The 24,782-nt window shown below is 35.5% G+C and carries 21 protein-coding genes, 2 tRNA genes and 2 rRNA genes; 18 read left to right on the top strand and 7 right to left on the bottom strand.

Translation table 11 applies throughout. From position 1 onward, the window contains the following. Window positions 1-33: 33 nt before the first annotated feature. A complete protein-coding gene (locus AB3G36_RS05980; protein WP_367756987.1) occupies window positions 34-453 on the top strand; it encodes a YMGG-like glycine zipper-containing protein in 420 nt (139 codons plus the stop codon). A 72-nt stretch (window positions 454-525) separates the two neighbouring features. Here the strand turns inward: AB3G36_RS05980 and AB3G36_RS05985 are convergent, their stop codons facing one another. After that, on the bottom strand, window positions 526-1,164 hold the full coding sequence (locus tag AB3G36_RS05985) for a flavin reductase family protein (RefSeq protein WP_367756989.1): 639 nt from the start codon (window positions 1,162-1,164) through the stop codon (window positions 526-528). A 158-nt stretch (window positions 1,165-1,322) separates the two neighbouring features. On the opposite strand from AB3G36_RS05985, the gene AB3G36_RS05990 reads away from it, so the two are divergent. Both AB3G36_RS05990 and AB3G36_RS05995 read left to right on the top strand, forming a co-directional pair. After that, window positions 1,323-3,713, top strand: coding sequence for a penicillin acylase family protein (locus AB3G36_RS05990; protein ID WP_367756991.1), 2,391 nt, complete (start codon window positions 1,323-1,325; stop codon window positions 3,711-3,713). 60 nt (window positions 3,714-3,773) lie between these two features. Continuing rightward, window positions 3,774-5,111, top strand: coding sequence for an FAD-dependent oxidoreductase (locus AB3G36_RS05995; protein WP_367756993.1), 1,338 nt, complete (start codon window positions 3,774-3,776; stop codon window positions 5,109-5,111). A gap of 71 nt (window positions 5,112-5,182) precedes the next feature. Here AB3G36_RS05995 and AB3G36_RS06000 read toward each other — a convergent pair whose 3' ends face one another. Together AB3G36_RS06000 and AB3G36_RS06005 are read right to left on the bottom strand one after the other, a co-directional pair. Then, the gene (locus AB3G36_RS06000; RefSeq protein WP_367756995.1) at window positions 5,183-5,545 is read right to left on the bottom strand and encodes a cupin domain-containing protein; all 363 of its coding nucleotides are present in this window, start codon (window positions 5,543-5,545) and stop codon (window positions 5,183-5,185) included. Window positions 5,546-5,638: 93 nt separating this feature from the next. Continuing rightward, the gene (locus tag AB3G36_RS06005; protein WP_367756997.1) at window positions 5,639-7,171 is read right to left on the bottom strand and encodes a helicase HerA-like domain-containing protein; all 1,533 of its coding nucleotides are present in this window, start codon (window positions 7,169-7,171) and stop codon (window positions 5,639-5,641) included. A 374-nt stretch (window positions 7,172-7,545) separates the two neighbouring features. Here AB3G36_RS06005 and AB3G36_RS06010 point away from each other — a divergent pair, with 374 nt between their 5' ends. The 8 genes from AB3G36_RS06010 (at window position 7,546) to AB3G36_RS06045 (ending at window position 14,531) form a co-directional block, all read left to right on the top strand. Further along, a complete protein-coding gene (locus AB3G36_RS06010; RefSeq protein ID WP_367756999.1) occupies window positions 7,546-8,364 on the top strand; it encodes a MotA/TolQ/ExbB proton channel family protein in 819 nt (272 codons plus the stop codon). 42 nt (window positions 8,365-8,406) lie between these two features. Then, window positions 8,407-9,018 (top strand): ExbD/TolR family protein, encoded by a 612-nt coding sequence (locus AB3G36_RS06015; RefSeq protein WP_367757001.1) that lies wholly within the window; start codon window positions 8,407-8,409, stop codon window positions 9,016-9,018. 19 nt (window positions 9,019-9,037) lie between these two features. Beyond that, the gene (locus AB3G36_RS06020) at window positions 9,038-9,610 is read left to right on the top strand and encodes an ExbD/TolR family protein (protein WP_367757003.1); all 573 of its coding nucleotides are present in this window, start codon (window positions 9,038-9,040) and stop codon (window positions 9,608-9,610) included. Between the two features lie 40 nt (window positions 9,611-9,650). Then, complete coding sequence (locus AB3G36_RS06025) at window positions 9,651-10,448, top strand: energy transducer TonB (RefSeq protein ID WP_367757005.1); 798 nt, start codon at window positions 9,651-9,653, stop codon at window positions 10,446-10,448. A gap of 231 nt (window positions 10,449-10,679) precedes the next feature. After that, window positions 10,680-11,594 carry a PstS family phosphate ABC transporter substrate-binding protein gene (locus AB3G36_RS06030; protein WP_367757007.1) on the top strand — a complete coding sequence of 305 codons (915 nt, stop codon included), beginning with the start codon at window positions 10,680-10,682 and terminating at the stop codon, window positions 11,592-11,594. Between the two features lie 43 nt (window positions 11,595-11,637). Beyond that, a complete protein-coding gene (locus AB3G36_RS06035; protein ID WP_367757009.1) occupies window positions 11,638-13,305 on the top strand; it encodes a tetratricopeptide repeat protein in 1,668 nt (555 codons plus the stop codon). Window positions 13,306-13,475: 170 nt separating this feature from the next. Beyond that, window positions 13,476-14,108 carry a 7-carboxy-7-deazaguanine synthase QueE gene (locus AB3G36_RS06040; RefSeq protein ID WP_367757011.1) on the top strand — a complete coding sequence of 211 codons (633 nt, stop codon included), beginning with the start codon at window positions 13,476-13,478 and terminating at the stop codon, window positions 14,106-14,108. A gap of 15 nt (window positions 14,109-14,123) precedes the next feature. Beyond that, window positions 14,124-14,531: a DUF2059 domain-containing protein gene (locus AB3G36_RS06045; RefSeq protein ID WP_367757013.1), complete on the top strand. Its 408-nt coding sequence runs from the start codon at window positions 14,124-14,126 to the stop codon at window positions 14,529-14,531. Window positions 14,532-14,589: 58 nt separating this feature from the next. Here the strand turns inward: AB3G36_RS06045 and AB3G36_RS06050 are convergent, their stop codons facing one another. The 3 genes from AB3G36_RS06050 to AB3G36_RS06060 are packed head-to-tail and all read right to left on the bottom strand — an operon-like array spanning window position 14,590 to window position 15,866. Continuing rightward, on the bottom strand, window positions 14,590-14,748 hold the full coding sequence (locus AB3G36_RS06050; RefSeq protein WP_367757015.1) for a hypothetical protein: 159 nt from the start codon (window positions 14,746-14,748) through the stop codon (window positions 14,590-14,592). Window positions 14,749-14,796: 48 nt separating this feature from the next. After that, a complete protein-coding gene (locus tag AB3G36_RS06055; RefSeq protein ID WP_367757017.1) occupies window positions 14,797-15,135 on the bottom strand; it encodes a DinB family protein in 339 nt (112 codons plus the stop codon). A 26-nt stretch (window positions 15,136-15,161) separates the two neighbouring features. Continuing rightward, window positions 15,162-15,866: a class I SAM-dependent methyltransferase gene (locus AB3G36_RS06060; protein WP_367757019.1), complete on the bottom strand. Its 705-nt coding sequence runs from the start codon at window positions 15,864-15,866 to the stop codon at window positions 15,162-15,164. A gap of 72 nt (window positions 15,867-15,938) precedes the next feature. Between AB3G36_RS06060 and AB3G36_RS06065 the strand changes: the two genes are divergently transcribed. Next, window positions 15,939-16,433, top strand: a complete 495-nt coding sequence (locus AB3G36_RS06065) for a YkgJ family cysteine cluster protein (RefSeq protein ID WP_367757021.1) — start codon at window positions 15,939-15,941, stop codon at window positions 16,431-16,433. A gap of 21 nt (window positions 16,434-16,454) precedes the next feature. On the opposite strand, the gene AB3G36_RS06070 is transcribed toward AB3G36_RS06065, so the two are convergent. Continuing rightward, the gene (locus tag AB3G36_RS06070; protein ID WP_367757023.1) at window positions 16,455-17,714 is read right to left on the bottom strand and encodes an exo-beta-N-acetylmuramidase NamZ domain-containing protein; all 1,260 of its coding nucleotides are present in this window, start codon (window positions 17,712-17,714) and stop codon (window positions 16,455-16,457) included. A gap of 86 nt (window positions 17,715-17,800) precedes the next feature. Between AB3G36_RS06070 and AB3G36_RS06075 the strand changes: the two genes are divergently transcribed. The 6 genes from AB3G36_RS06075 (at window position 17,801) to AB3G36_RS06100 (ending at window position 24,687) form a co-directional block, all read left to right on the top strand. Continuing rightward, window positions 17,801-19,036, top strand: a complete 1,236-nt coding sequence (locus AB3G36_RS06075; protein ID WP_367757899.1) for an ABC transporter permease — start codon at window positions 17,801-17,803, stop codon at window positions 19,034-19,036. Window positions 19,037-19,544: 508 nt separating this feature from the next. Then, window positions 19,545-19,709 (top strand): hypothetical protein, encoded by a 165-nt coding sequence (locus AB3G36_RS06080; RefSeq protein ID WP_367753418.1) that lies wholly within the window; start codon window positions 19,545-19,547, stop codon window positions 19,707-19,709. Window positions 19,710-19,712: 3 nt separating this feature from the next. Beyond that, window positions 19,713-21,226 (top strand): 16S ribosomal RNA (locus AB3G36_RS06085). 127 nt (window positions 21,227-21,353) lie between these two features. Further along, window positions 21,354-21,427: transfer RNA gene (locus AB3G36_RS06090), tRNA-Ile, on the top strand. 115 nt (window positions 21,428-21,542) lie between these two features. Continuing rightward, window positions 21,543-21,616, top strand: a tRNA-Ala gene (locus AB3G36_RS06095). Between the two features lie 186 nt (window positions 21,617-21,802). Next, window positions 21,803-24,687, top strand: a 23S ribosomal RNA gene (locus AB3G36_RS06100). The 16S and 23S rRNA genes sit together here with 2 tRNA genes alongside, the layout of an rRNA operon. Window positions 24,688-24,782: the final 95 nt, after the last annotated feature.

The raw sequence follows: 24,782 nt of genomic DNA on the forward strand, positions 1-24,782 counted from the left end.
TTTGTAATGTATTAATAAATAAAATTAAAAATCATGAAAGCTTTATACATACTAGTATTATCAGTTGTGCTATTTTCTTGTAAAAATCAAGTAAAAATGGATGCTCAAGCAACTAAGGAAGAAACAATCGATTCAATGAAAGTAGCAATAGAGAAACAAAAAGTGATTGATTCGATGCAAGTTGAAATGGCTAAAGTAGAATCTCAAAAAGAAGTTGTTGTCGTAAATCAGCCAGCAACATCTAGTGCTTCTACAACTTCCACTACCACGACTACCACTCAGAAGAAAGGGTGGAGTAGTACTGCCAAAGGCGCTGTTATTGGAGCGGGTGTAGGTGCTGCAACTGGAGCTATTATTAGTAAGAAAAAAGTTCAGGGAGCTATAATTGGTGGTATTGCTGGTGCTGGTGTAGGTGCAGGTACTGGAGCGATTATAGATGGAAGTAAAAAATAAATAAAGTTGTTTATAAAAAAAGTGGTTTAGGGCATATGATCTAAACCACTTTTTTGTGCTGTTTTTTTAAATCTATTTTAAAAATGATTGAGTAGGTGTGTCTTTTCTAGCATATTGGAATCGGTCAATTAATTTGGGTAAGCAATATCCATCTAAGCCATTTAGCGCTACAACATTTCCTTTGTCGATTTGTAACCATCCATCATCATGTCTCAAGTTTTCTTCAAAAAATAAATCCTCAATGGATGCAATGACATGTATAGTGTCATTTTCTTTAATATAATATTCATTTACATATTTGCAATACAATTGAATGGGACTTCCTTTTGCAAAGGGTACTTTTATATTATCCTTGTATTCTTCTTCCAAATTAGTCTTTTCAAATTCTGAAACTCCAGTGTCATAATTGGCAGATGTATGATGCGCATCAGCAATCATCGATTCGGTCACATGATTTACAGTAAAATAGCCAGTCTCTTTAATGTTTTTATAAGTATCTCTTGGAACTGTTGTAGGTCGAACGATGAATCCAATCAAGGCAGGGTCACTGCCTAGATGAGTAATACTACTAAAAATAGCAATATTTGATTTTCCATCGATAGATTTTGTTGCAATTAAATTAGCCGATTTATATCCAGTACACGAATTAATTAAATTCAATCGTTCTACTCGTCCCATTTTGGATAGATCTAATATTGATAATTGTTTCATTTTAAGTTTTTATACAAAGATACTTTTTGTTTATTGTTTTCTATAATAAATTAAACAGATTAATTGTGTTTTTGTGTTTGCTTCCTCTTTTTTGAGATAAAATTTCATCTCGTTTAATAGTGAAATCGTTTATATTTGTCAGTATAATTTCTGTAAATATGAAAATAGTCAAAAAAACGTTGCTCTTTGTTGTGTCATTAGTAGTTATTCTTTCCATTGCGATACTTGCCTATGGAATCTATCTAAGGCCAAAATATGATGGAAAAATAGAATTAAAAAATATTCAGAAAGAAACGACCGTCTATTTTGATGACTTTGGCGTACCTCATATTTATGCTTCAAATTCTAAGGATGCGATGGTTGCCCTAGGTTATGTGCATGCTCAAGATAGATTATGGCAAATGGAATTAATGCGACGCATAGCTCCTGGACGCTTGTCTGAGATTTTCGGAAAAGTAGCCTTAAAGAATGATAAATTTTTTGCAGGGCTCGGTATAGAAGAAGCTTCGGAAAAGGCGATTGCTAATTTAGATAAAAATAGCCCAAGTTATCAATTGACTATGGCCTACCTTGATGGAATCAATCAATATCTTGACGAAGGAAAGACCCCAATTGAGTTTCAGTTGGTGGGAGTAAAAAAAGAAAAGTTTACAATAAAAGACGTTTATAATATTTTTGGCTATATGTCTTTTAGTTTTGCGATGGCTCAAAAAACGGATCCTTTGATGACTGATATCAAGAATAAATATGGAATGAATTATTTGAAAGACTTTGGTCTAGACGATTCGTTTAACACCGTAAAAATTAAAAATGCAAAAGAAAATCCAGAGGAATATACCGCTATTTCTAAATCTATTACAGCATTATTAGATCAATCTCCTATTCCTCCTTTTATAGGAAGTAACAGTTGGGTTATTGGCGGAAAGAAGACCAAAAGTGGCAAAGTTATTTTTGCAAATGATCCGCATATTGGATTCTCACAGCCAGGAACTTGGTATGAAGCGCATATTGTAACGCCAGAATTTGAATTGTATGGATGTTATCTTGCTGGAACCCCATATCCCTTATTGGGACATAATAGAGATTATGCATATGGTTTAACCATGTTTGAAAATGATGATATCGATTTGTATCAAGAAGAAAATAATCCTAATGATGAAAATAAATATAAAACACCAGAAGGGTTTTCGGATTATAAAACTAGAAAAAAAACAATAAAAGTTAAAGACAGCGCAGATGTTGTTTTAAATGTTAAAGTGACTAGGCATGGTCCTGTCATGAATGATTTAATTGATGGTCTAGATGCTAAAAAGCCAGTGGCAATGTCGTGGATTTATACACAACAGCCTATTCATATTCTCGATGCCGTTTACATGCTTTCTCATGCTAAAAGTAAAACCGACTTTCAAAAAGGGGTATCGCTAATTGCTGCCCCAGGATTAAATGTTATGTATGGTGATGCAAAAGGGAATTTAGCTTGGTGGGCAACTGGGAAATTATACAAGCACAATCAAGGAGTGGATACACATTTTATTTTAGATGGTGCTTCAGGTAAAGACGATATAACAGAGTATTTAGATTTCTCCAAAAATCCATCGGCAGAAAATCCAGACTGGAATTACGTTTATTCGGCCAATAATCAACCAGAAGCTATAGATGGTTTTTTGTATCCAGGATATTATCTCCCTGAAGATCGAGCCAAAAGAATAACCCATTTATTGGATCCTAAATTCGATTGGGACAAAGAAGCAGTCAGTAAAATGATAACTGATAATACTTCTTCAGTTGCTCTTGAAGTTGTGAGCAACCTAATAGCAAATCTTGACCTAAAATCCCTTTCTAATAATGAGCAAGCTGCGGTTACAGTTTTGAAAACTTGGAAAGGAACGAGTAATTTGAATGATGTTGCACCTACAATTTACAATAAATGGATTTATTTGTATCTAAAAAATACTTTTGAAGACGAACTTGGAGCTACTGGTTTCAAGCAGTTTTTGTCTACTCACGTAATGAAACAGATGATTGCTAAGCAACTTCTGAATCCTAATTCACCTTGGTGGGATAATATTGCTACTAAAAACAAAATGGAAAGCAGGGAAGAAATTATATCAAAGTCTTTCAAAGAAGCTGTTGCCACTTTAGAGAAACAATTAGGGGCTTCAGTTCCAGATTGGACATGGAATAAAGTACATGTGGTAGAATATGAACATCCTTTAGGTAAAATAGCGGTTCTAAGAAAGTTTTTTAATGTTGGTCCATTTGAAGTTTCGGGTTCAAATGAGGTAATCAACAATCAAATGTTTGATTATTCGAATGAAGAAAAATATGTAGTCAAGGGAGGTCCGTCAACAAGAAGAATTGTCGATTTTTCGGATATTGAAAATAGTTGGAGTATTTTGCCTACAGGTCAGTCAGGGAATCCATTAAGCGCTCATTATAGTGATCAAGCTGCGATGTATAATCAAGGGAAATTTAGAAAAATGAAATTAAATAAAGAGGAAATTGTTAAAACTTCAACAAAATTAATTTTTATGCCCAGTAAAAACTGAGTTTTTTAAACTCGTTGAAATAATAAATCAGTAATTTTGCTTAACTTTTTATAAAAAATAATGCAAACTCCAAAAAGAATAGCAGTAGTCGGATCCGGCTTAGTCGGATCTTTATTAGCTATCTACTTACGTAAAGCAGGTCATATTGTTCATATTTATGATAGAAGTCCTGATATTAGACAAATACAATTTTCTGGACGTTCTATAAATTTAGCGATGTCTAATCGAGGTTGGAAAGCCTTAGATGGAGTTGGTGTCGGTCAAGCAGTACGAGAGATTGCAATCCCAATGGATAAGCGTGCTATTCATTTAGTTGATAAACTTAATTTTCAAAATTACGGACAAGAAGGAGAAGCTATTTATTCTATTTCGAGAGGAATTTTGAATAGAAAGATGATTGATCTTGCTGAAGAGGCTGGCGCAGTGTTTTTCTTTGATCAAAAAATTTGGGATGTAACTTTGAAAGAAGCTACGTTACATATTGGAGAAACGGAAAGAGGAATTTGGGAAGAAAAAAAATACGATATGGTTTTTGGTGCCGATGGTGCTTTTTCAAGAATTCGTCATCGCATGCAACGTCAAAGTATGTTTAATTACTCACAAGAGTTTTTAAATATGGGGTATAAAGAATTAAATATTCCTGCAAATTCCGATGGGACTCATAAATTAGATAAGAATTCATTTCATATTTGGCCTCGTGGGGAGTATATGTTAATTGCTTTGCCTAATCTTGACGGGAGCTTTACGTGTACTTTGTTTATGCCTTTTGAGGGCGAAAACTCTTTTGATTCTTTAAAAGAACAAAAAGATGTGGAATTCTTTTTTGAGAAAAACTTCCCAGATTCAATTGAAGTAATTCCAAAGTTGGCTGAAGATTTTTTCAAGAATCCAACAAGTACGTTGGTAACTATGAAATGTTTTCCTTGGACGTATCAAGATAAAGTGGCTTTGATAGGAGACGCTTGCCATGCAATTGTTCCTTTTTATGGACAAGGCATGAATGCAGGTTTTGAAGATATTTCAGTGTTGTATGAAATGATTGAAAAATATGGAGATGATTGGGAGACTATTTTTTCTGAATACCAAGATTCTCGTAAACCGAATGCAGACGCTATCGCAGAACTTTCATATAGAAATTTCATGGAAATGAGTTCTAAAACGGCTGATGATAATTTTCTTTTGCAAAAGAAAATAGAAAAATTATTTTCAGATAAGCATCCTGACAAATGGATTCCTTTATATAGTAGAGTTACTTTTAGTGACCGTCCATACACGGAGGCATTAGCTATTGGGGATTTACAAAATGAAATTATGCAAAAAGTGTTGAAAACCGAGAATATTGAAAAAATCTGGGATAGTAAACTAATTGAAGACAAAATATTAGAATTACTTAAGTAAAGTTTCAAAAACAGAATAGACTGTAAATTAAAATTCCTGCTTATTTTTATAAATATAAGCAGGAATTTTTTTCATTCTTCTCGATGTACTTTGGTAAAGTCAAATGCAGGTTTGCAAATGGCAATGTACTCACATTCTTCCTCAAATGGATTGGAATACAGGACACGGGTGTTTTTTTCTATATGAATAGATTGACCAACTGCTAGGATTACAGTTTCGTTGTCAATAATAAATTGTTTTTTTCCTCTTATTATATAGGTGTATTCGTCAAATTCAGGAGTTTGAAATGGTTCGCTCCATTTAGGAGGGGCAATCATATGAGCAATGGATAGCTCTTGATAGCTCGTGGAAGCTAGGCCATGATGTTCTTCAATTAATTTTCCGTCAGTTGTTGGGACTACAAATGGAGCGTTTTGAATGAAATATTTTTTCATCCCGTGTTTTATAAAAAAAACCCTTTCCAATTTTTAAAATGAGAAAGGGTTGTTGATTAATTGTAAAATTTTATTTTATAATCAAATCCAGTTTTATTTCTTCATAATTTTCGAAAGAACGCCGAAAAAACCTCTAATGAAAGTGGCGCTAGTTAGGACTTTTAAAACCGACTTACCTACTACTTCAGTAGTGCTAGGTCCAGATTTAGTTTTTGTTTCTACCGTTTTTTGTTCTTCTTTTTCTTTCTCTTGTTCTACAGCTATTTTTTCTGCTGCTAAAATTTTGTCGTTAAGTATTTCGTAAGCACTTTCGCGATCAATAAGCTCACTATATTTTTTAACTAGTTTTGATTTGCTGTTGATTTCCTGAATTTCACTTTCAGTAAGGACGTCCATTCTACTCATTGGGGCTCTAAGCATTGTTGCTACTAGTGGAGTAGGGATTCCTTTTTCGTTCAATGCAGTTACAAGTGCTTCTCCAATTCCCAAACTAGTTAAAACTTCACTTGTGTTGTAGTAATCAGAACTAGGGTAGTTATCAGCAGTTTGTTTTATGGATTGCCTGTCTTTTGCTGTAAAAGCTCTTAAAGCATGTTGTATTTTTAGACCTAGTTGTGCTAATATACCACTTGGAACATCCATTGGATTTTGAGTTATGAAATAAATTCCAATACCTTTTGAACGAATCAATTTTACAATAGTTTCTATTTGTTCTAATAAGGCCTTACTGGCTTCATTAAAAATTAAATGAGCTTCATCAATGAAAATAACCAACTCTGGTCTGTCAGAATCTCCTTTTTCTGGCATCTGTTGGTATATTTCAGCAAGTAAACTCAACATGAAAGTAGAGAATAATTTAGGTTTGTCTTGAATATCTGTTAACCGAAGGATGTTGACATATCCTTTTCCGTTTTCGTCAATTCGCATAAGATCATCAATTTCAAATGATTTTTCACCAAAAAATAGTTCTGCGCCTTGCTGTTCAAGTTCAATTATTTTTCTAAGAATGATTCCAGTAGTGGAGGTTGAAATCTTTCCGTAGCTTTTTGTAATTTCTTCTTTTCCTTCTTCGGTGATATAGTTAATTACCTTTTTAATGTCTTTAAGGTCTAATAAAGGCATTTTGTTATCATCACAGTATTTAAAAATAACGGATACAACTCCTGACTGCGTGTCATTTAAATCTAGTATTCTTGAAAATAATACAGGCCCAAATTCGGAAACGGTTGCTCTTAGTCGCACCCCATTTTGTTCTGATAGCGTAAGCAGCTCAACTGGGAATTTGGATATCTGGTAAGGAATTCCTATTTTAGCATGACGCTCTGTGATAAATGATTTTTCTTCACCCTCTTTAGCAATTCCGCTAAAGTCTCCTTTAATGTCCATCATTAAGATTGGAACACCAAAAGAAGAAAGCTGTTCGGATAAAACTTGAATAGTTTTAGTTTTTCCTGTTCCTGTAGCTCCAGCGATTAAGCCATGTCTATTCAGAGTTTTTAGTGGGATTTTTACATAACTATTAGCTAAAGCTTGTCCGTCAAGTATAGCGCCACCAAGGATAATGCTCTCGCCTTTAGAGGCATACCCTTCGTTTATATGTTTTGTAAAGTTATCTGTATTATTCATAATGTTATCTGAAATTAATTATCTGCAATATATTATTATTATTTGAAATTTAATAATTTAAGTGTTTACTGTAATATTATTACTTTTTTGTTGCTAATAATTAAAAAAAGCATTTTTAATCGATTTCAATATTTTGTTGGGTTTTTCTTTGTTTTTGTCACAAAATAATATGTATTTTTTTTTAAAATACCGATTTCGTGGAATCATATTGATAAAAAGGCAAAGAAAAAAATGGGCTAAGTTAATTTTGTTTAAAATTAATTCGAATAAAATTAAAAAAAGTTTTTTTATTTGAACTAAACATATAAATTTGCGGGACTACAAGTTTATTATAACTAAAAATAAATTATTTAAAACTATTAAAATTAAAAAAAATGGCAAACGTTAAAAAAGAAAGCAGTTCAAACGGAGGAGGAATGGTTTCGGGTATCATTATTGTATTATGTGTTTTTGTTGGTGTTTTGATCTGGAAATTTATCATGGGATCTCCAACAAATTTTGAAGGTGGAAACCCAGAAACTGGTCACCCAATAAATACTTTAGGTCAAGTTTACAAAGGAGGATTTATAGTACCAGTATTGTTAGGAATGTTATTAATGGTTATCGTATTTTCAATTGAAAGATTTTTCGTGATTTCTAAAGCTGCTGGAAAAGGTAACTTAGATGCTTTTATGAAAAAAGTACAAGGAAGTATCAAAGAAGGTCATATTGATGACGCTATTGCTTCTTGTGACAAACAACAAGGTTCTGTTGCAAATGCAATTAAATCTGCTTTGGTAAAATACCAAGATGTTAAAAAAGAAGGATTCAACAGCGAAGAAGCTTCTGAAACTATCCATAAAGAAATCGAAGAGGTTACTTCACTTGAAATGCCAATGTTAGAGAAAAATATGACTATTATTTCATCTTTAGTTTCTTTAGGAACACTTGGTGGATTATTAGGAACTGTATCAGGGATGATTAAAGCGTTTGGTGCATTAGCTTCTGCTGGTACTCCGGATCAAGCTGCTCTTGCAACAGGTATCTCTGAAGCACTTATTAATACTGCAACAGGTATCTCTACTTCTATCTTAGCTATTGTTGCTTACAACTTCTTTACTGCGAAAATTGATGATTTAACTTATTCTATTGATGAGGCAGGTACTACAATTGTAAATACTTACAGAAGATTCAGAGGAAGTTTGAAACAATAATAATTTTTGATATAATTGATATCAGAATAAAAAATAAAAAGAATGGCTAAAATAAAAATGAAAAAAAAGTCAACATCGACTGATATGACTGCCATGTGTGATGTTGCGTTCCTTTTGCTTACGTTCTTTATTTTGACAGCTACTGCTAAAATTCCTGAAGCGTTACCAGTTGATACACCTTCATCTACTGTTCAGACTAAAATACCTGAAACTGATTTGGCTACGTTGACTGTTGGTAAAGGAAAAGTGTTTTTTGACCTAAAAGGAAGAGAAGTTCGTGTTAGAACTTTGGAATTAATGGGTGAAAAATACAATGTTACTTTTACAGATGAAGATAAAAAAATGTTTTCTTTAATGGAAGGTTTTGGTGTGCCAATTACTAACTTGAAGCAAATCATTGAAATGAAGTCAGCAGATAGAAGTAAAGCGGGTCAGCCTGGTGTGCCTATGGATTCTCTTGATAATCAATTGAAAGATTGGATTTACAATGCACGTATAGCAAATATAGAGGTGAATGACAAAGAGTTGCAAATTGCTATAAAAGGCGATGCAAAAGAAGAGTATCCAGCTATTAGAAAAGTAATGGATATTTGTCAAGATCAAAAAATCAATAGCTTTAGTTTAGTTACTGGTTTGAGAACAGAAGATTTTTAATTAAAAAAAAGACACTAAAATGGCTGAATTAAATACCGACGGCGGTGGAGGCGGAAAAGGTGGCAAAGTAAGAAGTAAAAAACAAAACTCAAAAGTAGATTTAACTGCTATGGTGGATTTGGCTTTCTTATTAATCACATTCTTTATGCTTACCACTACGTTGTCTAAACCTCAATCGATGAGTTTGGGGTTGCCAGATAAAGATGAAGATCCTACTAAAAATATAGATATCAAAGTGGATGAAAATCGTACGATGACTCTTTTGTTAGGAGCAGATAATAAACTTATAAGATATGTTGGTTTATTAGCTACACCTGTTGAAGGTGGCGCTCCTAAAGATTTTTCTTATGGTAAAGATGGTATCCGTAAGGAACTAATTGCTAGAAACAGAATGGTATTAGAATATTCTGCTGCTAAGGGGAAACCTAAAGATGGTATTATTGTAATTATCAAACCGAGTAAAAAATCAACCTATAAAAATGTTGTTGATATACTTGATGAAATGGCAATTGTTAAAGTAGGGGATAATGGTTCGTATGCTATTGTTAATGATTTTACGCCTGAAGAAACAAAATTGTTAGAAGGAAAATAAGAGCAATCTTGTTTTCTTAATAACCTAATAATTAAGAAAGATGAAATTAGATATATTAAAAAACCAATGGGTTGATATCGTATTCGAAGGACGTAATAAAACTTACGGTGCTTATGAATTAAGAAAGTCAAATACAAAAACTACTACTAGAGCACTTATCCTTGGTGCGATATTTTTTAGTTTAGCTGTAGCTGCTCCTCTTATCATAGACTTAATCCCTAAAGGTGATGACTCAGAAATGGATAGAGATGTAAAAATCACTACTATAAAGTTACCACCTAAGAAAAAAGAAGAGCCTAAATTGAATGTTCCACCACCTCCACCACCACCACCGAAAGTGGACCAAGTGAAGTTTGTGAAACCAGTTGTTGCTAAAGCAGAAGAAGTGACAGAAGAGCCACCAAAAATTGCTGAAATTAAAGACAAAAAGATTGGTGCTGAAACAGTAAAAGGGGATCCAGATGCAGTTTTGACTGTAGCGCCAGTAGGTCCTGGGCCAACTAAAATTGTTGAAGAAGATAACCAAATTTACAACACTGCAGGTATTGAGGTTAAACCGGAATTTCCGGGGGGTATGGATAAATTTTACACTTACGTTGGTAAAAATTATCGTGCACCTGAAGAAGAAGGTCTTAAAGGAAAAGTGTATGTTACTTTTGTAGTAGAAAAAGATGGTTCATTAACTGATATCAAAGTATTAAGAGATATAGGTTACGGAACAGGAAAAGAAGCTATCAGAGTTTTACAAAAATGTCCGAGATGGAATCCAGGTGTTCAAAATGGAAAACCGGTTAGAGTATTATACTCTTTGCCGATTACTATTCAAACAGCGGATTAATGTTGGATAAAATATATAGAAATATTCAGAAGAAATCGCTAAAAGAGCGATTTCTTCTCGTTATAGGGATTTTGTTTTTTCTTCTTTATTTCATCTTAGGATTATTTATTATATTTATGAAGAATTTTCCAATTGTGATGCCAATGAATTATAGAATTGCATTTGGAGCTCTTCTAATAGTATATGCCTTTATAAGGTTTGTGCGAATAATTAATGATAATAAAGATTAAAATGAAAAAGACAGCTAAACTTTCAAGTATTTTTGTTTGTTTGTTTTTATTGGCTTTTTTAGGTTGTAAACAATCTGAAAATTCTAATAAGAATAAAGAAACTATCCTAAAAGGTTCTACTTCTATTCTTGTTGATGAGACTTTAAAACCGATCATTGAGGAACAAATTGAAGTATTTCAAAGTGAATATAATGCTAAAATTACCTTGATTGCAAAATCTGAAAATGAGGTTATAAAATCTTTTTTAAAAGATAGTACAAGAATTGTAGTGTTAGCTCGAACCTTAAATAAAGAGGAAGAGAAATATTTTGAATCTGTTAAAATTAAACCTAAAACAACTATTATTGGAACAGATGCAATTGCATTTGTTTCAAATAAAAGCAATAATGACACTTTAATTGCGTTGCAAGATGTAGTTTCTTTTATGCAAGGTAAATCTCAACAAAAAATCAAAGGGTTGGTTTTCGATAATCTTAATTCTAGTACCCTTCGTTATTTGAAAGAAGTTGCAGGTTTAAATGTAAATCCTTCAAAGGGAATTTATTCTTTTAAAACGAATGAAGAAGTTTTGAAGTACGTTTCTGAAAATGAAGGAATGTTAGGTGTAGTTGGTTTAAATTGGTTGTATCGACCTACATCAACTGTTAGTGAGTATTTACAAAAACTTAATGTTTTAAGTGTAAAAGGGCTCAATGAGAAGACATATGTTTCGCCTACTCAAAATAATTTGGCGGAAGGGACTTATCCTTTGGCACGTGATTTGTATATAATAAATTGTCAGGGATACTCTGGATTAGGAATGGGCTTTGCTTCATTTATGGCGGGAGATATTGGGCAACGTATAATTTTAAAGTCTGGGTTATTACCAATTCGTACTCCTGGAAGAAAAATTATAATTAGAACTAAATCAAAATAAAGGAAAAATGAAAATGTATATGAATAAATCAAATAAAGTTAAAATGAACAAATTTAAAATTTTAAGTGTTGCCTTTCTGGCTTCAGTTACGGTAAGTCATGCTCAAGATATTGATCAAGCAAAGAAAGAAATTGATGCCGAAAAATACCAAAACGCGAAAACAACTTTAAAATCTATAATTAAATCGGATCCTTCTGAAGGTGAAGCTTTCTTTCTTTTAGGGAATGTTTATCTTTATCAAAACGTTGCTGACTCTGCTAAGATTACATATCAAAACGGATTAGCGGCTAAAGATCATGCTCATTTAAATAATATTGGTCTTGGTCAGATTGATCTTGATAATGGTAATGTAGTTGCTGCAAAAACTAAATTTGCTGCTGCTATTAACGAAAAAAGGAAAAAAGATTTTGCTGAATATGTTTATGTTGCAAGAGCATACATGAATTCGGAAAAACCAGATTATAAAGCGGCACTTGCTACTTTAGAATTAGCGAAAGAAAAGAGTGGTCAAGAACCACAAGTTCTTTTAGCTTTTGGAGATGCATATTATGGAGATAAAAATCAAAATGCAGCTTATTCAGCGTACCGTAATGCTTTTCAAGCTGACAATAGTTTAATTAGAGCAAAAATGCAACTTGGTGTTTTATTAAAAGGGGCTAAGGCTTATACTGAAGCAGTAGCTGCTTATCAAGCTGTTGTAGGTACTAATCCTAATTATGGTCCAGTTTACAGAGAATTAGCTGAAACATATTACTATTGGGGACTTAATGTTCCTGGAAGACAAGAACAATATTTTAAAGAAGCCTTAGGGTATTATGAAAAATACATGGACCTTACTGATTATTCATTAGCTTCTCGTATGCGTCATGCTGATTTCTTGATTCTGACTAAAGATTATAAAGCTTTAGAAGTTGAAGCTAATAAAATGAAAGAATTGGATAAAGTAAATCCTAGAATCTATCGTTATTTAGGATATTCTGCTTATCAAAACGGAAACTATGATTTGGCTATTAAATCATTGGGAGAATTTACTGCTAGTGCTACTAACAGAGTGATTTCGCTTGATTATTTATACTTAGGGTTGGCTAATATTAAGAAAGCAATCAGTGCTGATGGTGTTACTGTTGATCAAGCTCTTTTTGAAAAAGGTATAGCAAGTGTAAAAAAAGGTGTTGAGATGGATAATGCTGTAACTAGTGAACTTGGAGAAGTAGGTAAAGGTCTTTACGAGCAAAAATTGTATAAAGAAGCTGCTGCAGTATTAGAAATTGCAACTTCAAACCCTGCATCAAATGGTTATTTATATGACAATTACTATTTAGGAAATGCAATTTATTTTGACAATACTAAACCAGGAATTGTTAAAGATACTATCGCATTGAAAAAGGCTGATATTGCTTTTGGAAATGTTATTACTGCATCACCTGATACTCAAGATGTTTATCTTTCTCGTGCAAGAACAAATAGTTTATTAGAGAATGATGAAGCAATGATTATGTATTACCAACAGTATATTGATATTGTAACTAAAAAAGGGGAAACTGAATTGGCAAAACCATCAGTGAAATCTAAATTAATTGAATGTTATAACTCAATGGCAGCAGGATATGCTAACTTTGATAAAGTTAAAGCTAAAGAGTTTTTCGGAAAAACTTTAGCTATTGATCCTGAAAATGCATACGCTACTCAATCTTTGAAATTACTGAAATAATTAATTTTAGATAATAATATTTTTAAACCCGATAGTTAACGCTATCGGGTTTTTTATTTTGTATAACGAGCTCTTTAGTTTTTAGTAATTATACTATTTTACAAAACCATTTTCATATTATAAATTAACTCCTTTTCAAATTAGTTATCTTTGCACTTTAAATTACAAAAATGTTATCAAAAGAAATACAATTAGAAGTAAATAAAGGGGCAATGCTTCCGTTAATGGAGGAGTTTTATACCATTCAAGGAGAAGGTTTTCATACGGGTACCGCGGCGTACTTTGTAAGAATAGGTGGTTGTGATGTGGGATGTCACTGGTGTGACGTGAAAGAGAGTTGGAATGCCGAATTGCATCCTCCAACTGCTGTCGATAGGATAGTTGAAAATGCTAGTAAATATGCAGAAACTGTTGTTGTAACTGGTGGAGAGCCTTTAATGTGGGATATGAGTTTACTAACGGAAAAGTTAAAGGAGAATGATCGAAAAGTTCATATTGAAACTTCGGGTGCATATCCTTTGACAGGAACTTGGGACTGGATTTGTCTTTCACCGAAAAAGAATAAGTTGCCAACTCAAACCGTTTATGATAATGCGCATGAATTGAAAGTTATCATATATAATAAACATGATTTCATTTTTGCAGAAGAACAAGCGGAGTTGGTAAATGGTAACGCAATTTTATTTCTTCAGCCTGAATGGAGTAAAAAAGAAGAAATGACTCCTCTTATTGTTGACTATGTGATGAATAATCCAAAATGGAGAGTGTCCTTGCAAACACATAAATATTTAAATATCCCTTAATATAAACTAATTATTATGAAAAAAGTACTATTTGCTTTAGCTCTGTTTTCTATTTTCCAATTGGGTTTTGCACAGCAAGCTGCTTCGAAAGCAGATGTAATGAAATTAATAAACTTGAGTGGTAGTGATGCTTCCATGAAAGTGGCTAAAGAACAAATTCTAAAAATGATACCTACTGACAAACAAGGTGAGTTTTTAAAAGAATTTGATGCGACATTACCAAGTTTATATGATTCTTTGGCTAATATCTATATTGAAATGTATAGTGAAAAAGACATCAAAGAAATGATTGCATTTTATGAAAGCCCTATTGGGAAAAAGATAAACGGTAACATGGGGGATTTTACAAAGAAAATGATGGGTGCCTCAAAAGAATGGGGAGGAAGTTTACAAGGAATTATGATGAAATATATGAAACAATAGATAGTCGTTTTATAAAGTTAAAAAGCCAAACAATGATTTTCATTGTTTGGCTTTTTTATTAGTCCCAATTATTTCTTTTCTTTAATTCAGTGATATGTGCTAAGTGGTGATCCCCGTGCCAAGCATAAGTGCCTATTATTTCTCGTAATTGAAAACTAGCGCCATGTTCTGGGTGAATAAATGATTTTTCTAAATCTGTATTAGATAAATTCTTCATGATAAAAGCTAGTCTAAAATGTAATCCTTCTAATAGTGATAAGGTAGGTTAAATAGGCATTGTTAAACTGTCATCAAGTGCTGACCACAAATCTTCATGGTAATATTTTATTGTAGGGGTATCTTCTGTCAGTGTCCATTTTATTCGTATATAACAATTCATATGACTTTCGGCACAATGATGAATCACTTGTCTTATAGTCCAACCCTCTTTGCGATAAGGAGTATCAAGTTGTTCTTCTGTTAAATGTTCTACTTTTCTTTTTAGTCTTTCTGGGAATGTTGCTATTTCGGCTATTTTATTTGATATGTATTCACTTGAATATGATTCAGGGGTGACAAATTTTCCAATAGGATACTTTAATTTTTCTAATTCTATTTCTTTCATCAGTTTTTCGTTATAAAATTAATTTATTAAGTAAGTTTTGCTAGATAATCATAATGCTCTCCTTCAAGTATTAATTCGGACTTTAAATTATTGGCGAAAGCGGCATTTTGTAATGTATTATAATCAATATACATCCAGTTAAATGGTTTTTCCTTTTCACCTTTATAAGCAATGTTAAAAATAACTTCACCATAGTAGTTATTATTCGATGGAATCCATTTTCCTCCATCTTCGTCGTCATCGAACATGTAAATAATGTCAGAACTGTCTAATAGAATTTGACCCCCAAGATTCAAAAGGGCTTTGAGTTGTAATAGGAATTTTGGAATATTAGTAAGTTTGCCACACATTCCAGCTCCATTCATTAGTAGTAAAATAGTGTCAAACTTTTCATTTTCTAAGGTCATAACATCCTGCACGCGCGCGTCTTTTATACCACGCAATGAACAAGCTGTAATAGCATTTGGTGAAATGTCAATTGCAGTTACTTCTAAGCCACGTTCGTTTTGTAGGTATAAACTGTGACTTCCTGCTCCACAACCCACGTCAAGAATTTTACCGGTGGCAAGTTGTAGTGCGTGTTGTTCCATTTTAGGCATTTCATTATAGGAACGGAATAAGTAAGCTACACTCATCTCATCTTCTTCGGATATAGTTGTTTCTGTTATTAAATCCTCAGGTGAATTATTTGTTTGATAATCAAGGATGGCTTTGCCAAAAAGGTCTTTCATCTTTTTTGTTTAAAATTTCAGGTTTCAGGTTGCAAGTTTGTTACTTTTGTGGCCCAACTTTAAACTTTAAACTTGAAACATATTTTAAACAATCTTCCTAAAGAAGCCAAAGATAAGCATATTGAAAACAAAAAGTATTTCGATAAGCTTAAAAAGAAAACGCCTAAAAACTTAGATTATGTAATGCAAGATATTCATGATGCAGAGTTCAAGAAAACGGATTGTTTAAAATGTGCTAATTGTTGCAAAACTACAGGCCCACTTTTTACTTCTGCAGATATTGAGCGTGTGTCAAAATATTTAAAACAAAAACCACAACAGTTTATTGAGCAATATTTACGTATCGATGAAGATCAGGATTATGTATTGCAAAGTGTTCCTTGTACTTTTTTAGATACGGATAATACTTGTTTTATCTATGATGTACGTCCTAAAGCTTGCAGAGAATTTCCGCATACAGATAGGAAGAAGTTTCAGCAAATAACGGATTTAACATTAAATAATGTAACGATTTGTCCTGCGGCATTTAATATTGTGGAAGAAATGAAGAAGAAATTGCCTTTATAAGTTTTGCTTTTTGAAGTCTAATTAGTAAATCAAATATTTTTCTCTCATTTCTTTAAAGTTTAGTAATCCTTCTTTCCAGCTTGCTCTTATTTCTACTTCAGGAATATTATTTTCTATTTGTGCCTGCAGTTTTTTTGTTCCAGCTAATTTGGTAAAAAAGGAATTAAAGAATTTTGATTTATCGTCTGTGTTTTTATAAGCCTTAATTATCCATTTTAATTCTAGTTGGTTTACTTTGGCAATAGCCGATAAATCTTCACCATAACATATTACGCCATTGTAAATTGGATTTTGTGCTCCGATATTTGGTTTTGGAATAAAACTAAAATTAGATTTTGGTAGAAATGGAGATCCATAAATTTGGAATTGTTGCTCAGTTCCTCTTCCTACGCTTACATTTGTCCCTTCAAAAAGACATAAACTTGCATATAAATTCACCGCTTGATCATTCGGAAGATTTGGAGAAGGTTTTACAGGTAAACTATATGATAAATTGTGATTGTAATTTGAACAAGGAATAACAGTCAATTTGCATTGAACTCTATTTTTCAACCATTTCTCACCATTTATCATTTGGGCATATTCACCAATGGTCATTCCATGCAATAATGGAACAGGGTGCATTCCTACAAAACTGGTGAATTCTTTCTCTAAAATAGGCCCGTCAACTATTCCGCCATTTGGGTTGGGTCTGTCTAGAATAAGAAGTGGAATATTATTTTCTGCACATGCTTCCATAATATAGTGTAAAGAAGAGATGTAAGTGTAAAAACGAGCACCTACATCTTGCAAATCAAAAACCATAATGTCAATACCAGTTAACTGATCTGTTTTCGGTTTTTTATTATCACCGTAAAGGGAGATAATTGAAAGCCCAGTTTTAGAATCTTTTCCATCCACTATATGTTGACCGGCATCAGCGGTACCTCGAAATCCATGTTCTGGAGCAAAAATATTTTGTACATCGATATTCTTGGATAGTAAAAAATCTACTAAGTGAATTTTATTAGATAAAATACCTGATTGATTGGTAACGATGCCAACTTTTTTGTTTTTTAACATAGGCAAATAGAGTTCAAAATTATCTGCACCCGTTTTAATGCTTAATAGGTTGTCCGCTTTATTTTGTAATATATCCATTTTTGGATATACTGCAGTTGCAATAGTATCTTTAGTCCAGTCCCAATTTGAAGTTTTCTTTTTATCCATTGCGCTGGAGCAAGCAAATAAAAGAATAAACGGAATGATTGTAAACGATATTTTTTTTAGAAATAAAAGCATATTTACTGAAGTAGAATAAATTAGTGTCAATTAGTGTAATTCGTGTTTTAGCTGTATTTTTGAATCCAAATCAGAAACTCATCAAATTGAATTTAGAATATTTTATTGCCAAAAGACTCATCACTGCTAAAGATTATAAAAGTAGTATATCTGCCCCAATTATAAAAATTGCAATTTCGGCTATCGCAATTGGTATGATTATGATGATTATTTCTGTGGCGACTGGTATTGGATTGCAACAAAAAATTCGAGAAAAGATATCAGCCTTCAATGGTCACATTATTATTTCAAATTTTGATAGCAATCAGTCGGAGGTTACTTTAGTCCCCATTTCAAAAAAGCAAGATTTTTATCCAAATTTCACTTCAGTTCCAGGAGTGAGTCATATTCAAGCTATCGCTAGTAAAGCAGGAATTATTAGAACAGAAACCGCTTTTGAAGGAATTGTATTCAAAGGGGTAGGTCCGGATTATAAATGGGACAACATAAAGGAGTACCTCGTTGCGGGTAAACTGCCTGATTTTTCTAAGAAGCTAAATGAGGATGTTGTTATTTCTCAATTTCTTGCTAATAGACTTCATTTAAAAGTAGGAGATGCTTTTAATACGTTCTTCATGAAAGAAGGTCAGAATAAACTACCCAATATTCGTCGATTTAAAATTACAGGAATTTTTAACTCTGGTTTTCAGGAATTCGATGCGACCTATATAATAGGTGATATTCGCCACATGCAACGCATTAATAAGTGGACTGCGGATCAAGTGGGTGCATTTGAGGTCTTTGTTTCTGACTTTGATAATATAAAAACAGTAGGAGATCAAGTGTATCACCAAACAGGCTCCACTCTTGACACCAAAACAATAATTGAAAAGTACAGCTATATATTTGAATGGTTGCAATTATTTGATTTCAATATCATCGTTATATTAGTAGTCATGATAGTTGTAGCAACCATTAATATGGTTGTAGCACTTTTGGTTCTAATTCTTGAACGCACGCAAATGATCGGAATCTTAAAAGCACTTGGGGCTAATAATTGGTCGGTTCGCAAAATATTCCTATATAATGCTTCTTATCTTATTCTACGTGGATTGTTTTGGGGGAACTTAATCGGAATCGCAATTTTATTGATTCAGAAGTATTTTGGGATAATCAAACTTAATCCAGAGAATTATTATGTAGACCAAGCTCCTGTTTACCTTAATTTTGGGTACATAGCATTACTAAACCTACTCACAATTAGTGTTTGTTTCTTGGTATTATTAATTCCTTCCTATATAATAACCAAAATCTCTCCTGTAAAAGCCATTCGTTTCGATTAAAATATTGGTTTGTCATTAAATAGAGTAATTATTTCAGGAGCTTTTTCCTGCTATTCACTTCAATCTTACCTGGCGAACACCGCCAGATAAGGATTTTCGTTACTATCAGGGCTAGGGATGTTAGGTTGAAAGAACGGTTTTGTTTATATACTACTATATAATGGAAGTGCATTCTATATAATAAACATAGAATAGGTATCAGTAATTCCATTTCTATTTAAATCTTCTTTAATTTTTAAAAATAATTAAATTTCAAAAACCACATTTTCAACAACTTAAAAACAAAGTTACGAAAAGGTTAAAAAAAAGGTATTAAAAGTATTGAATAACGGTATAAAGGTGTTATTTTTGCACCCGCAACAACGCAGACGTTCTTTAAAATACTGGCAAGCAAACGAGATTAATTAGGAAATTTATTTTCTAAAAAAGTTTCAAAAAAGCTTGTGAGGTTTAAAAGTAATATCTACTTTTGCACCCGCTTCGAGCGACACGTTAAGTGTTGCTACGATTGGCAAACAAGATAAGACACGTTCCTAGACATATTGAATTGACAGCCGTTTTTGAGAGAGATTTCAAAGACAAAAGAATAAGAGTAATAGAATTGAGAGATTTGAAAAAACCACTAGACCTTCAGTCAAAAATAAATAGAGAATCATTTATGGTTCTCGCATAATATACGATGAAGAGTTTGATCCTGGCTCAGGATGAACGCTAGCGGCAGGCTTAACACATGCAAGTCGAGGGGTATAGTTCTTCGGAATTAGAGACCGGCGCACGGGTGCGTAACGCGTATGCAATCTACCTTTCACAGAGGGATAGCCCAGAGAAATTTGGATTAATACCTCATAGTATAATTGAATGGCATCATTTAATTATTAAAGATTTATCGGTGAAAGATGAGCATGCGTCCCATTAGCTAGTTGGTATGGTAACGGCATACCAAGGCTACGATGGGTAGGGGTCCTGAGAGGGAGATCCCCCACACTGGTACTGAGACACGGACCAGACTCCTACGGGAGGCAGCAGTGAGGAATATTGGACAATGGGCGCAAGCCTGATCCAGCCATGCCGCGTGCAGGATGACGGTCCTATGGATTGTAAACTGCTTTTATACGAGAAGAAACACTCCTTCGTGAAGGAGCTTGACGGTATCGTAAGAATAAGGATCGGCTAACTCCGTGCCAGCAGCCGCGGTAATACGGAGGATCCAAGCGTTATCCGGAATCATTGGGTTTAAAGGGTCCGTAGGCGGTTTAGTAAGTCAGTGGTGAAAGCCCATCGCTCAACGGTGGAACGGCCATTGATACTGCTAGACTTGAATTATTAGGAAGTAACTAGAATATGTAGTGTAGCGGTGAAATGCTTAGAGATTACATGGAATACCAATTGCGAAGGCAGGTTACTACTAATATATTGACGCTGATGGACGAAAGCGTGGGTAGCGAACAGGATTAGATACCCTGGTAGTCCACGCCGTAAACGATGGATACTAGCTGTTGGGAGCAATCTCAGTGGCTAAGCGAAAGTGATAAGTATCCCACCTGGGGAGTACGAACGCAAGTTTGAAACTCAAAGGAATTGACGGGGGCCCGCACAAGCGGTGGAGCATGTGGTTTAATTCGATGATACGCGAGGAACCTTACCAAGGCTTAAATGTAGTTTGACCGGTTTGGAAACAGACTTTTCGCAAGACAAATTACAAGGTGCTGCATGGTTGTCGTCAGCTCGTGCCGTGAGGTGTCAGGTTAAGTCCTATAACGAGCGCAACCCCTGTTGTTAGTTGCCAGCGAGTCATGTCGGGAACTCTAACGAGACTGCCAGTGCAAACTGTGAGGAAGGTGGGGATGACGTCAAATCATCACGGCCCTTACGCCTTGGGCTACACACGTGCTACAATGGCCGGTACAGAGAGCAGCCACTGGGTGACCAGGAGCGAATCTACAAAACCGGTCACAGTTCGGATCGGAGTCTGCAACTCGACTCCGTGAAGCTGGAATCGCTAGTAATCGGATATCAGCCATGATCCGGTGAATACGTTCCCGGGCCTTGTACACACCGCCCGTCAAGCCATGGAAGCTGGGGGTGCCTGAAGTCGGTGACCGCAAGGAGCTGCCTAGGGTAAAACTGGTAACTAGGGCTAAGTCGTAACAAGGTAGCCGTACCGGAAGGTGCGGCTGGAACACCTCCTTTCTAGAGCCTTAGTGTTAGCTTATTTATAAGCACGGTAGGGAAAGAGACGAAAAGAGAAAGTGGAAACAAAGATTAAGAATTTATTACTCTTGCTGTTAGTTCAAATAATACAATTTAAGAATAAGAGTGTCTCGTAGCTCAGCTGGTTAGAGTACTACACTGATAATGTAGGGGTCGACAGTTCGAGTCTGTCCGAGACAACTATTAAACTTAAATAGATTCTGAAATAAATTCAGAATAAAAGGAAATTTTAGAAGTATGAGTATGAATTATACATTAATTCAAAATTCACCATTCATGATTTAAAATTTGAAACGGGGGATTAGCTCAGCTGGCTAGAGCGCCTGCCTTGCACGCAGGAGGTCAACGGTTCGACTCCGTTATTCTCCACAAATCAAAAGTTTATGTGTTGATTTGTTAAATCGGTTAAACGATTAAACGAAAAAAAACGATTAAGCGATTGAAAAAAGTTCATTGACATATTGAGATAAGAAAAATATAAAAAGTAGAAAGCGTTTTTTACTATTTATAGTAAAAAACAAACAAAAACGGTCTTAATTAATTTTAAGATTGGTACAATAAGCAAAATAAGGGCGTATGGGGGATGCCTTGGCTCTCAGAGGCGATGAAAGGCGTGATAAGCTGCGAAAAGCTACGGGGACGGGCACACACCGATTGATCCGTAGATACCTGAATGGGGCAACCCACTAGATTGAAGATCTAGTACACCGATAGGTGGGCAAACCCGCTGAACTGAAACATCTAAGTAGGCGGAGGAGAAGAAAACAAAAGTGATTCCGTAAGTAGTGGCGAGCGAACGCGGATTAGCCCAAACCAATGTTGTTACGGCAATGTTGGGGTTGTAGGACCACGATATTCAATGTAAAACGAACTAGAATCTACTGGAAAGTAGAACCAAAGAGGGTGATAGTCCTGTATAGGTAAGTGATATAATTGATAGTGGTATCCTGAGTAGGGCGGGACACGAGAAATCCTGTCTGAATTTGGCGGGACCATCCGCTAAGGCTAAATACTCCTGAGAGACCGATAGTGAACCAGTACCGTGAGGGAAAGGTGAAAAGAACCGTGAATAACGGAGTGAAATAGATCCTGAAACCATACGCTTACAAGCGGTCGGAGCCCCTTCGTGGGGTGACGGCGTGCCTTTTGCATAATGAGCCTACGAGTTAACGTTGCTGGCAAGGATAAGTGGTTAAGCCACGGATCCGTAGCGAAAGCGAGTCTGAATAGGGCGCTTTAGTCAGTAGTGTTAGACGCGAAACCGTGTGATCTACCCATGGACAGGTTGAAGCTGTGGTAACACATAGTGGAGGACCGAACCCGTTGACGTTGAAAAGTCTTGGGATGATCTGTGGGTAGGGGTGAAAGGCCAATCAAACTCGGAAATAGCTCGTACTCCCCGAAATGCATTTAGGTGCAGCGTTAGTTATAAAGTTATATAGAGGTAGAGCTACTGATTGGATGCGGGGGCTTCACCGCCTACCAATTCCTGACAAACTCCGAATGCTATATAATGTTCACTAACAGTGAGGGCTTGGGTGCTAAGGTCCAAGTCCGAGAGGGAAAGAACCCAGACCATCAGCTAAGGTCCCCAAATATATACTAAGTTGAAAGAACGAGGTTTGTCTGCATAGACAGCTAGGATGTTGGCTTGGAAGCAGCCATTCATTTAAAGAGTGCGTAACAGCTCACTAGTCGAGCGGACGAGCATGGATAATAATCGGGCATAAGTATATTACCGAAGCTATGGATTTACAATTTATTGTAAGTGGTAGGGGAGCATTCTCACAGGGTAGAAGGTGTATCGTAAGGTATGCTGGACCGGTGAGAAAAGAAAATGTAGGCATAAGTAACGATAATGCGGGCGAGAAACCCGCACACCGAAAGACTAAGGTTTCCACAGCTATGCTAATCAGCTGTGGGTTAGTCGGGACCTAAGGCGAACCCGAAAGGGACAGTCGATGGACAACGGGTTAATATTCCCGTACTACTGTTAACTGTGATGGGGTGACGGAGTGATGAAAGTGCCGCGAACTGACGGAATAGTTCGTTGAAGTACCTACCTATAAGACCCGCAGGCAAATCCACGGGTTTTGGGGAAATACGATAGTACTCGGCGTCTTCGGACAAAGAGATAGTGCACCTAAGGGCTTCCAAGAAAAACCTCTAAACTTCAGGTTAATAGTACCCGTACCGCAAACCGACACAGGTAGTCGAGATGAGAATTCTAAGGTGCTCGAGAGATTCATGGCTAAGGAATTAGGCAAAATAGACCCGTAACTTCGGGAGAAGGGTCGCCAGCAGCAATGCTGGCCGCAGTGAAGAGGTCCAGGCGACTGTTTATCAAAAACACAGGGCTCTGCAAAATCGTAAGATGAAGTATAGGGCCTGACACCTGCCCGGTGCTGGAAGGTTAAGTGGAGATGTTATCTTCGGAGAAGCATTGAAATGAAGCCCCAGTAAACGGCGGCCGTAACTATAACGGTCCTAAGGTAGCGAAATTCCTTGTCGGGTAAGTTCCGACCTGCACGAATGGTGTAACGATCTGGACACTGTCTCAGCCATGAGCTCGGTGAAATTGTAGTAACGGTGAAGATGCCGTTTACCCGCAGTGGGACGAAAAGACCCTGTGCACCTTTACTATAGCTTAGTATTGACCTTGGATAAATGATGTGTAGGATAGGTTGGAGACTGTGAAGTGGCGTCGCTAGGCGTTGTGGAGTCATTGTTGAAATACAACCCTTTGTTTATCTGAGGCCTAACCCCGCGTTTGCGGGGGACATTGCTTGGTGGGTAGTTTGACTGGGGTGGTCGCCTCCAAAAGAGTAACGGAGGCTTCTAAAGGTTCCCTCAGTACGCTTGGTAACCGTGCGTAGAGTGCAATGGCATAAGGGAGCTTGACTGAGAGACATACAGGTCGATCAGGTACGAAAGTAGAGCATAGTGATCCGGTGGTTCCGCATGGAAGGGCCATCGCTCAAAGGATAAAAGGTACGCCGGGGATAACAGGCTGATCTCCCCCAAGAGCTCATATCGACGGGGGGGTTTGGCACCTCGATGTCGGCTCGTCACATCCTGGGGCTGGAGAAGGTCCCAAGGGTTGGGCTGTTCGCCCATTAAAGTGGCACGCGAGCTGGGTTCAGAACGTCGTGAGACAGTTCGGTCTCTATCTACTGTGGGCGCAAGAAATTTGAGTGGATCTGATTCTAGTACGAGAGGACCGAATTGGACAAACCTCTAGTGTATCTGTTGTCACGCCAGTGGCATGGCAGAGTAGCTACGTTTGGAAGGGATAAGCGCTGAAAGCATATAAGCGCGAAACCCACCACAAGATGAGATTTCTTTTAAGGATCGTGGGAGATGACCACGTTGATAGGCTATAGATGTAAAGGCAGTAATGTCATAGTCGAGTAGTACTAATAATCCGTAAGCTTATGTACACCTTTCCAGCCTCGCAAGAGGCTGGGGAAACTTTCTAAAAAAATACTTTTTTCTTTATCTCAGTATGTTAAGATATTGTTCAATTGATTTTTAT

This window comes from Flavobacterium sp. WC2430 (assembly GCF_040822075.1).
Lineage (GTDB): Bacteria > Bacteroidota > Bacteroidia > Flavobacteriales > Flavobacteriaceae > Flavobacterium.

Bases quoted from the DNA above. Each gene is read 5' to 3' on its own strand.
- AB3G36_RS05980 (WP_367756987.1), top strand. From the start codon at position 34: ATGAAAGCTTTATACATACTAGTATTATCAGTTGTGCTATTTTCTTGT.
- AB3G36_RS05985 (WP_367756989.1), bottom strand. From the start codon at position 1,164: ATGAAACAATTATCAATATTAGATCTATCCAAAATGGGACGAGTAGAA.
- AB3G36_RS05990 (WP_367756991.1), top strand. From the start codon at position 1,323: ATGAAAATAGTCAAAAAAACGTTGCTCTTTGTTGTGTCATTAGTAGTT.
- AB3G36_RS05995 (WP_367756993.1), top strand. From the start codon at position 3,774: ATGCAAACTCCAAAAAGAATAGCAGTAGTCGGATCCGGCTTAGTCGGA.
- AB3G36_RS06000 (WP_367756995.1), bottom strand. From the start codon at position 5,545: ATGAAAAAATATTTCATTCAAAACGCTCCATTTGTAGTCCCAACAACT.
- AB3G36_RS06005 (WP_367756997.1), bottom strand. From the start codon at position 7,171: ATGAATAATACAGATAACTTTACAAAACATATAAACGAAGGGTATGCC.
- AB3G36_RS06010 (WP_367756999.1), top strand. From the start codon at position 7,546: ATGGCAAACGTTAAAAAAGAAAGCAGTTCAAACGGAGGAGGAATGGTT.
- AB3G36_RS06015 (WP_367757001.1), top strand. From the start codon at position 8,407: ATGGCTAAAATAAAAATGAAAAAAAAGTCAACATCGACTGATATGACT.
- AB3G36_RS06020 (WP_367757003.1), top strand. From the start codon at position 9,038: ATGGCTGAATTAAATACCGACGGCGGTGGAGGCGGAAAAGGTGGCAAA.
- AB3G36_RS06025 (WP_367757005.1), top strand. From the start codon at position 9,651: ATGAAATTAGATATATTAAAAAACCAATGGGTTGATATCGTATTCGAA.
- AB3G36_RS06030 (WP_367757007.1), top strand. From the start codon at position 10,680: ATGAAAAAGACAGCTAAACTTTCAAGTATTTTTGTTTGTTTGTTTTTA.
- AB3G36_RS06035 (WP_367757009.1), top strand. From the start codon at position 11,638: ATGAACAAATTTAAAATTTTAAGTGTTGCCTTTCTGGCTTCAGTTACG.
- AB3G36_RS06040 (WP_367757011.1), top strand. From the start codon at position 13,476: ATGTTATCAAAAGAAATACAATTAGAAGTAAATAAAGGGGCAATGCTT.
- AB3G36_RS06045 (WP_367757013.1), top strand. From the start codon at position 14,124: ATGAAAAAAGTACTATTTGCTTTAGCTCTGTTTTCTATTTTCCAATTG.
- AB3G36_RS06050 (WP_367757015.1), bottom strand. From the start codon at position 14,748: ATGAAGAATTTATCTAATACAGATTTAGAAAAATCATTTATTCACCCA.
- AB3G36_RS06055 (WP_367757017.1), bottom strand. From the start codon at position 15,135: ATGAAAGAAATAGAATTAGAAAAATTAAAGTATCCTATTGGAAAATTT.
- AB3G36_RS06060 (WP_367757019.1), bottom strand. From the start codon at position 15,866: ATGAAAGACCTTTTTGGCAAAGCCATCCTTGATTATCAAACAAATAAT.
- AB3G36_RS06070 (WP_367757023.1), bottom strand. From the start codon at position 17,714: ATGCTTTTATTTCTAAAAAAAATATCGTTTACAATCATTCCGTTTATT.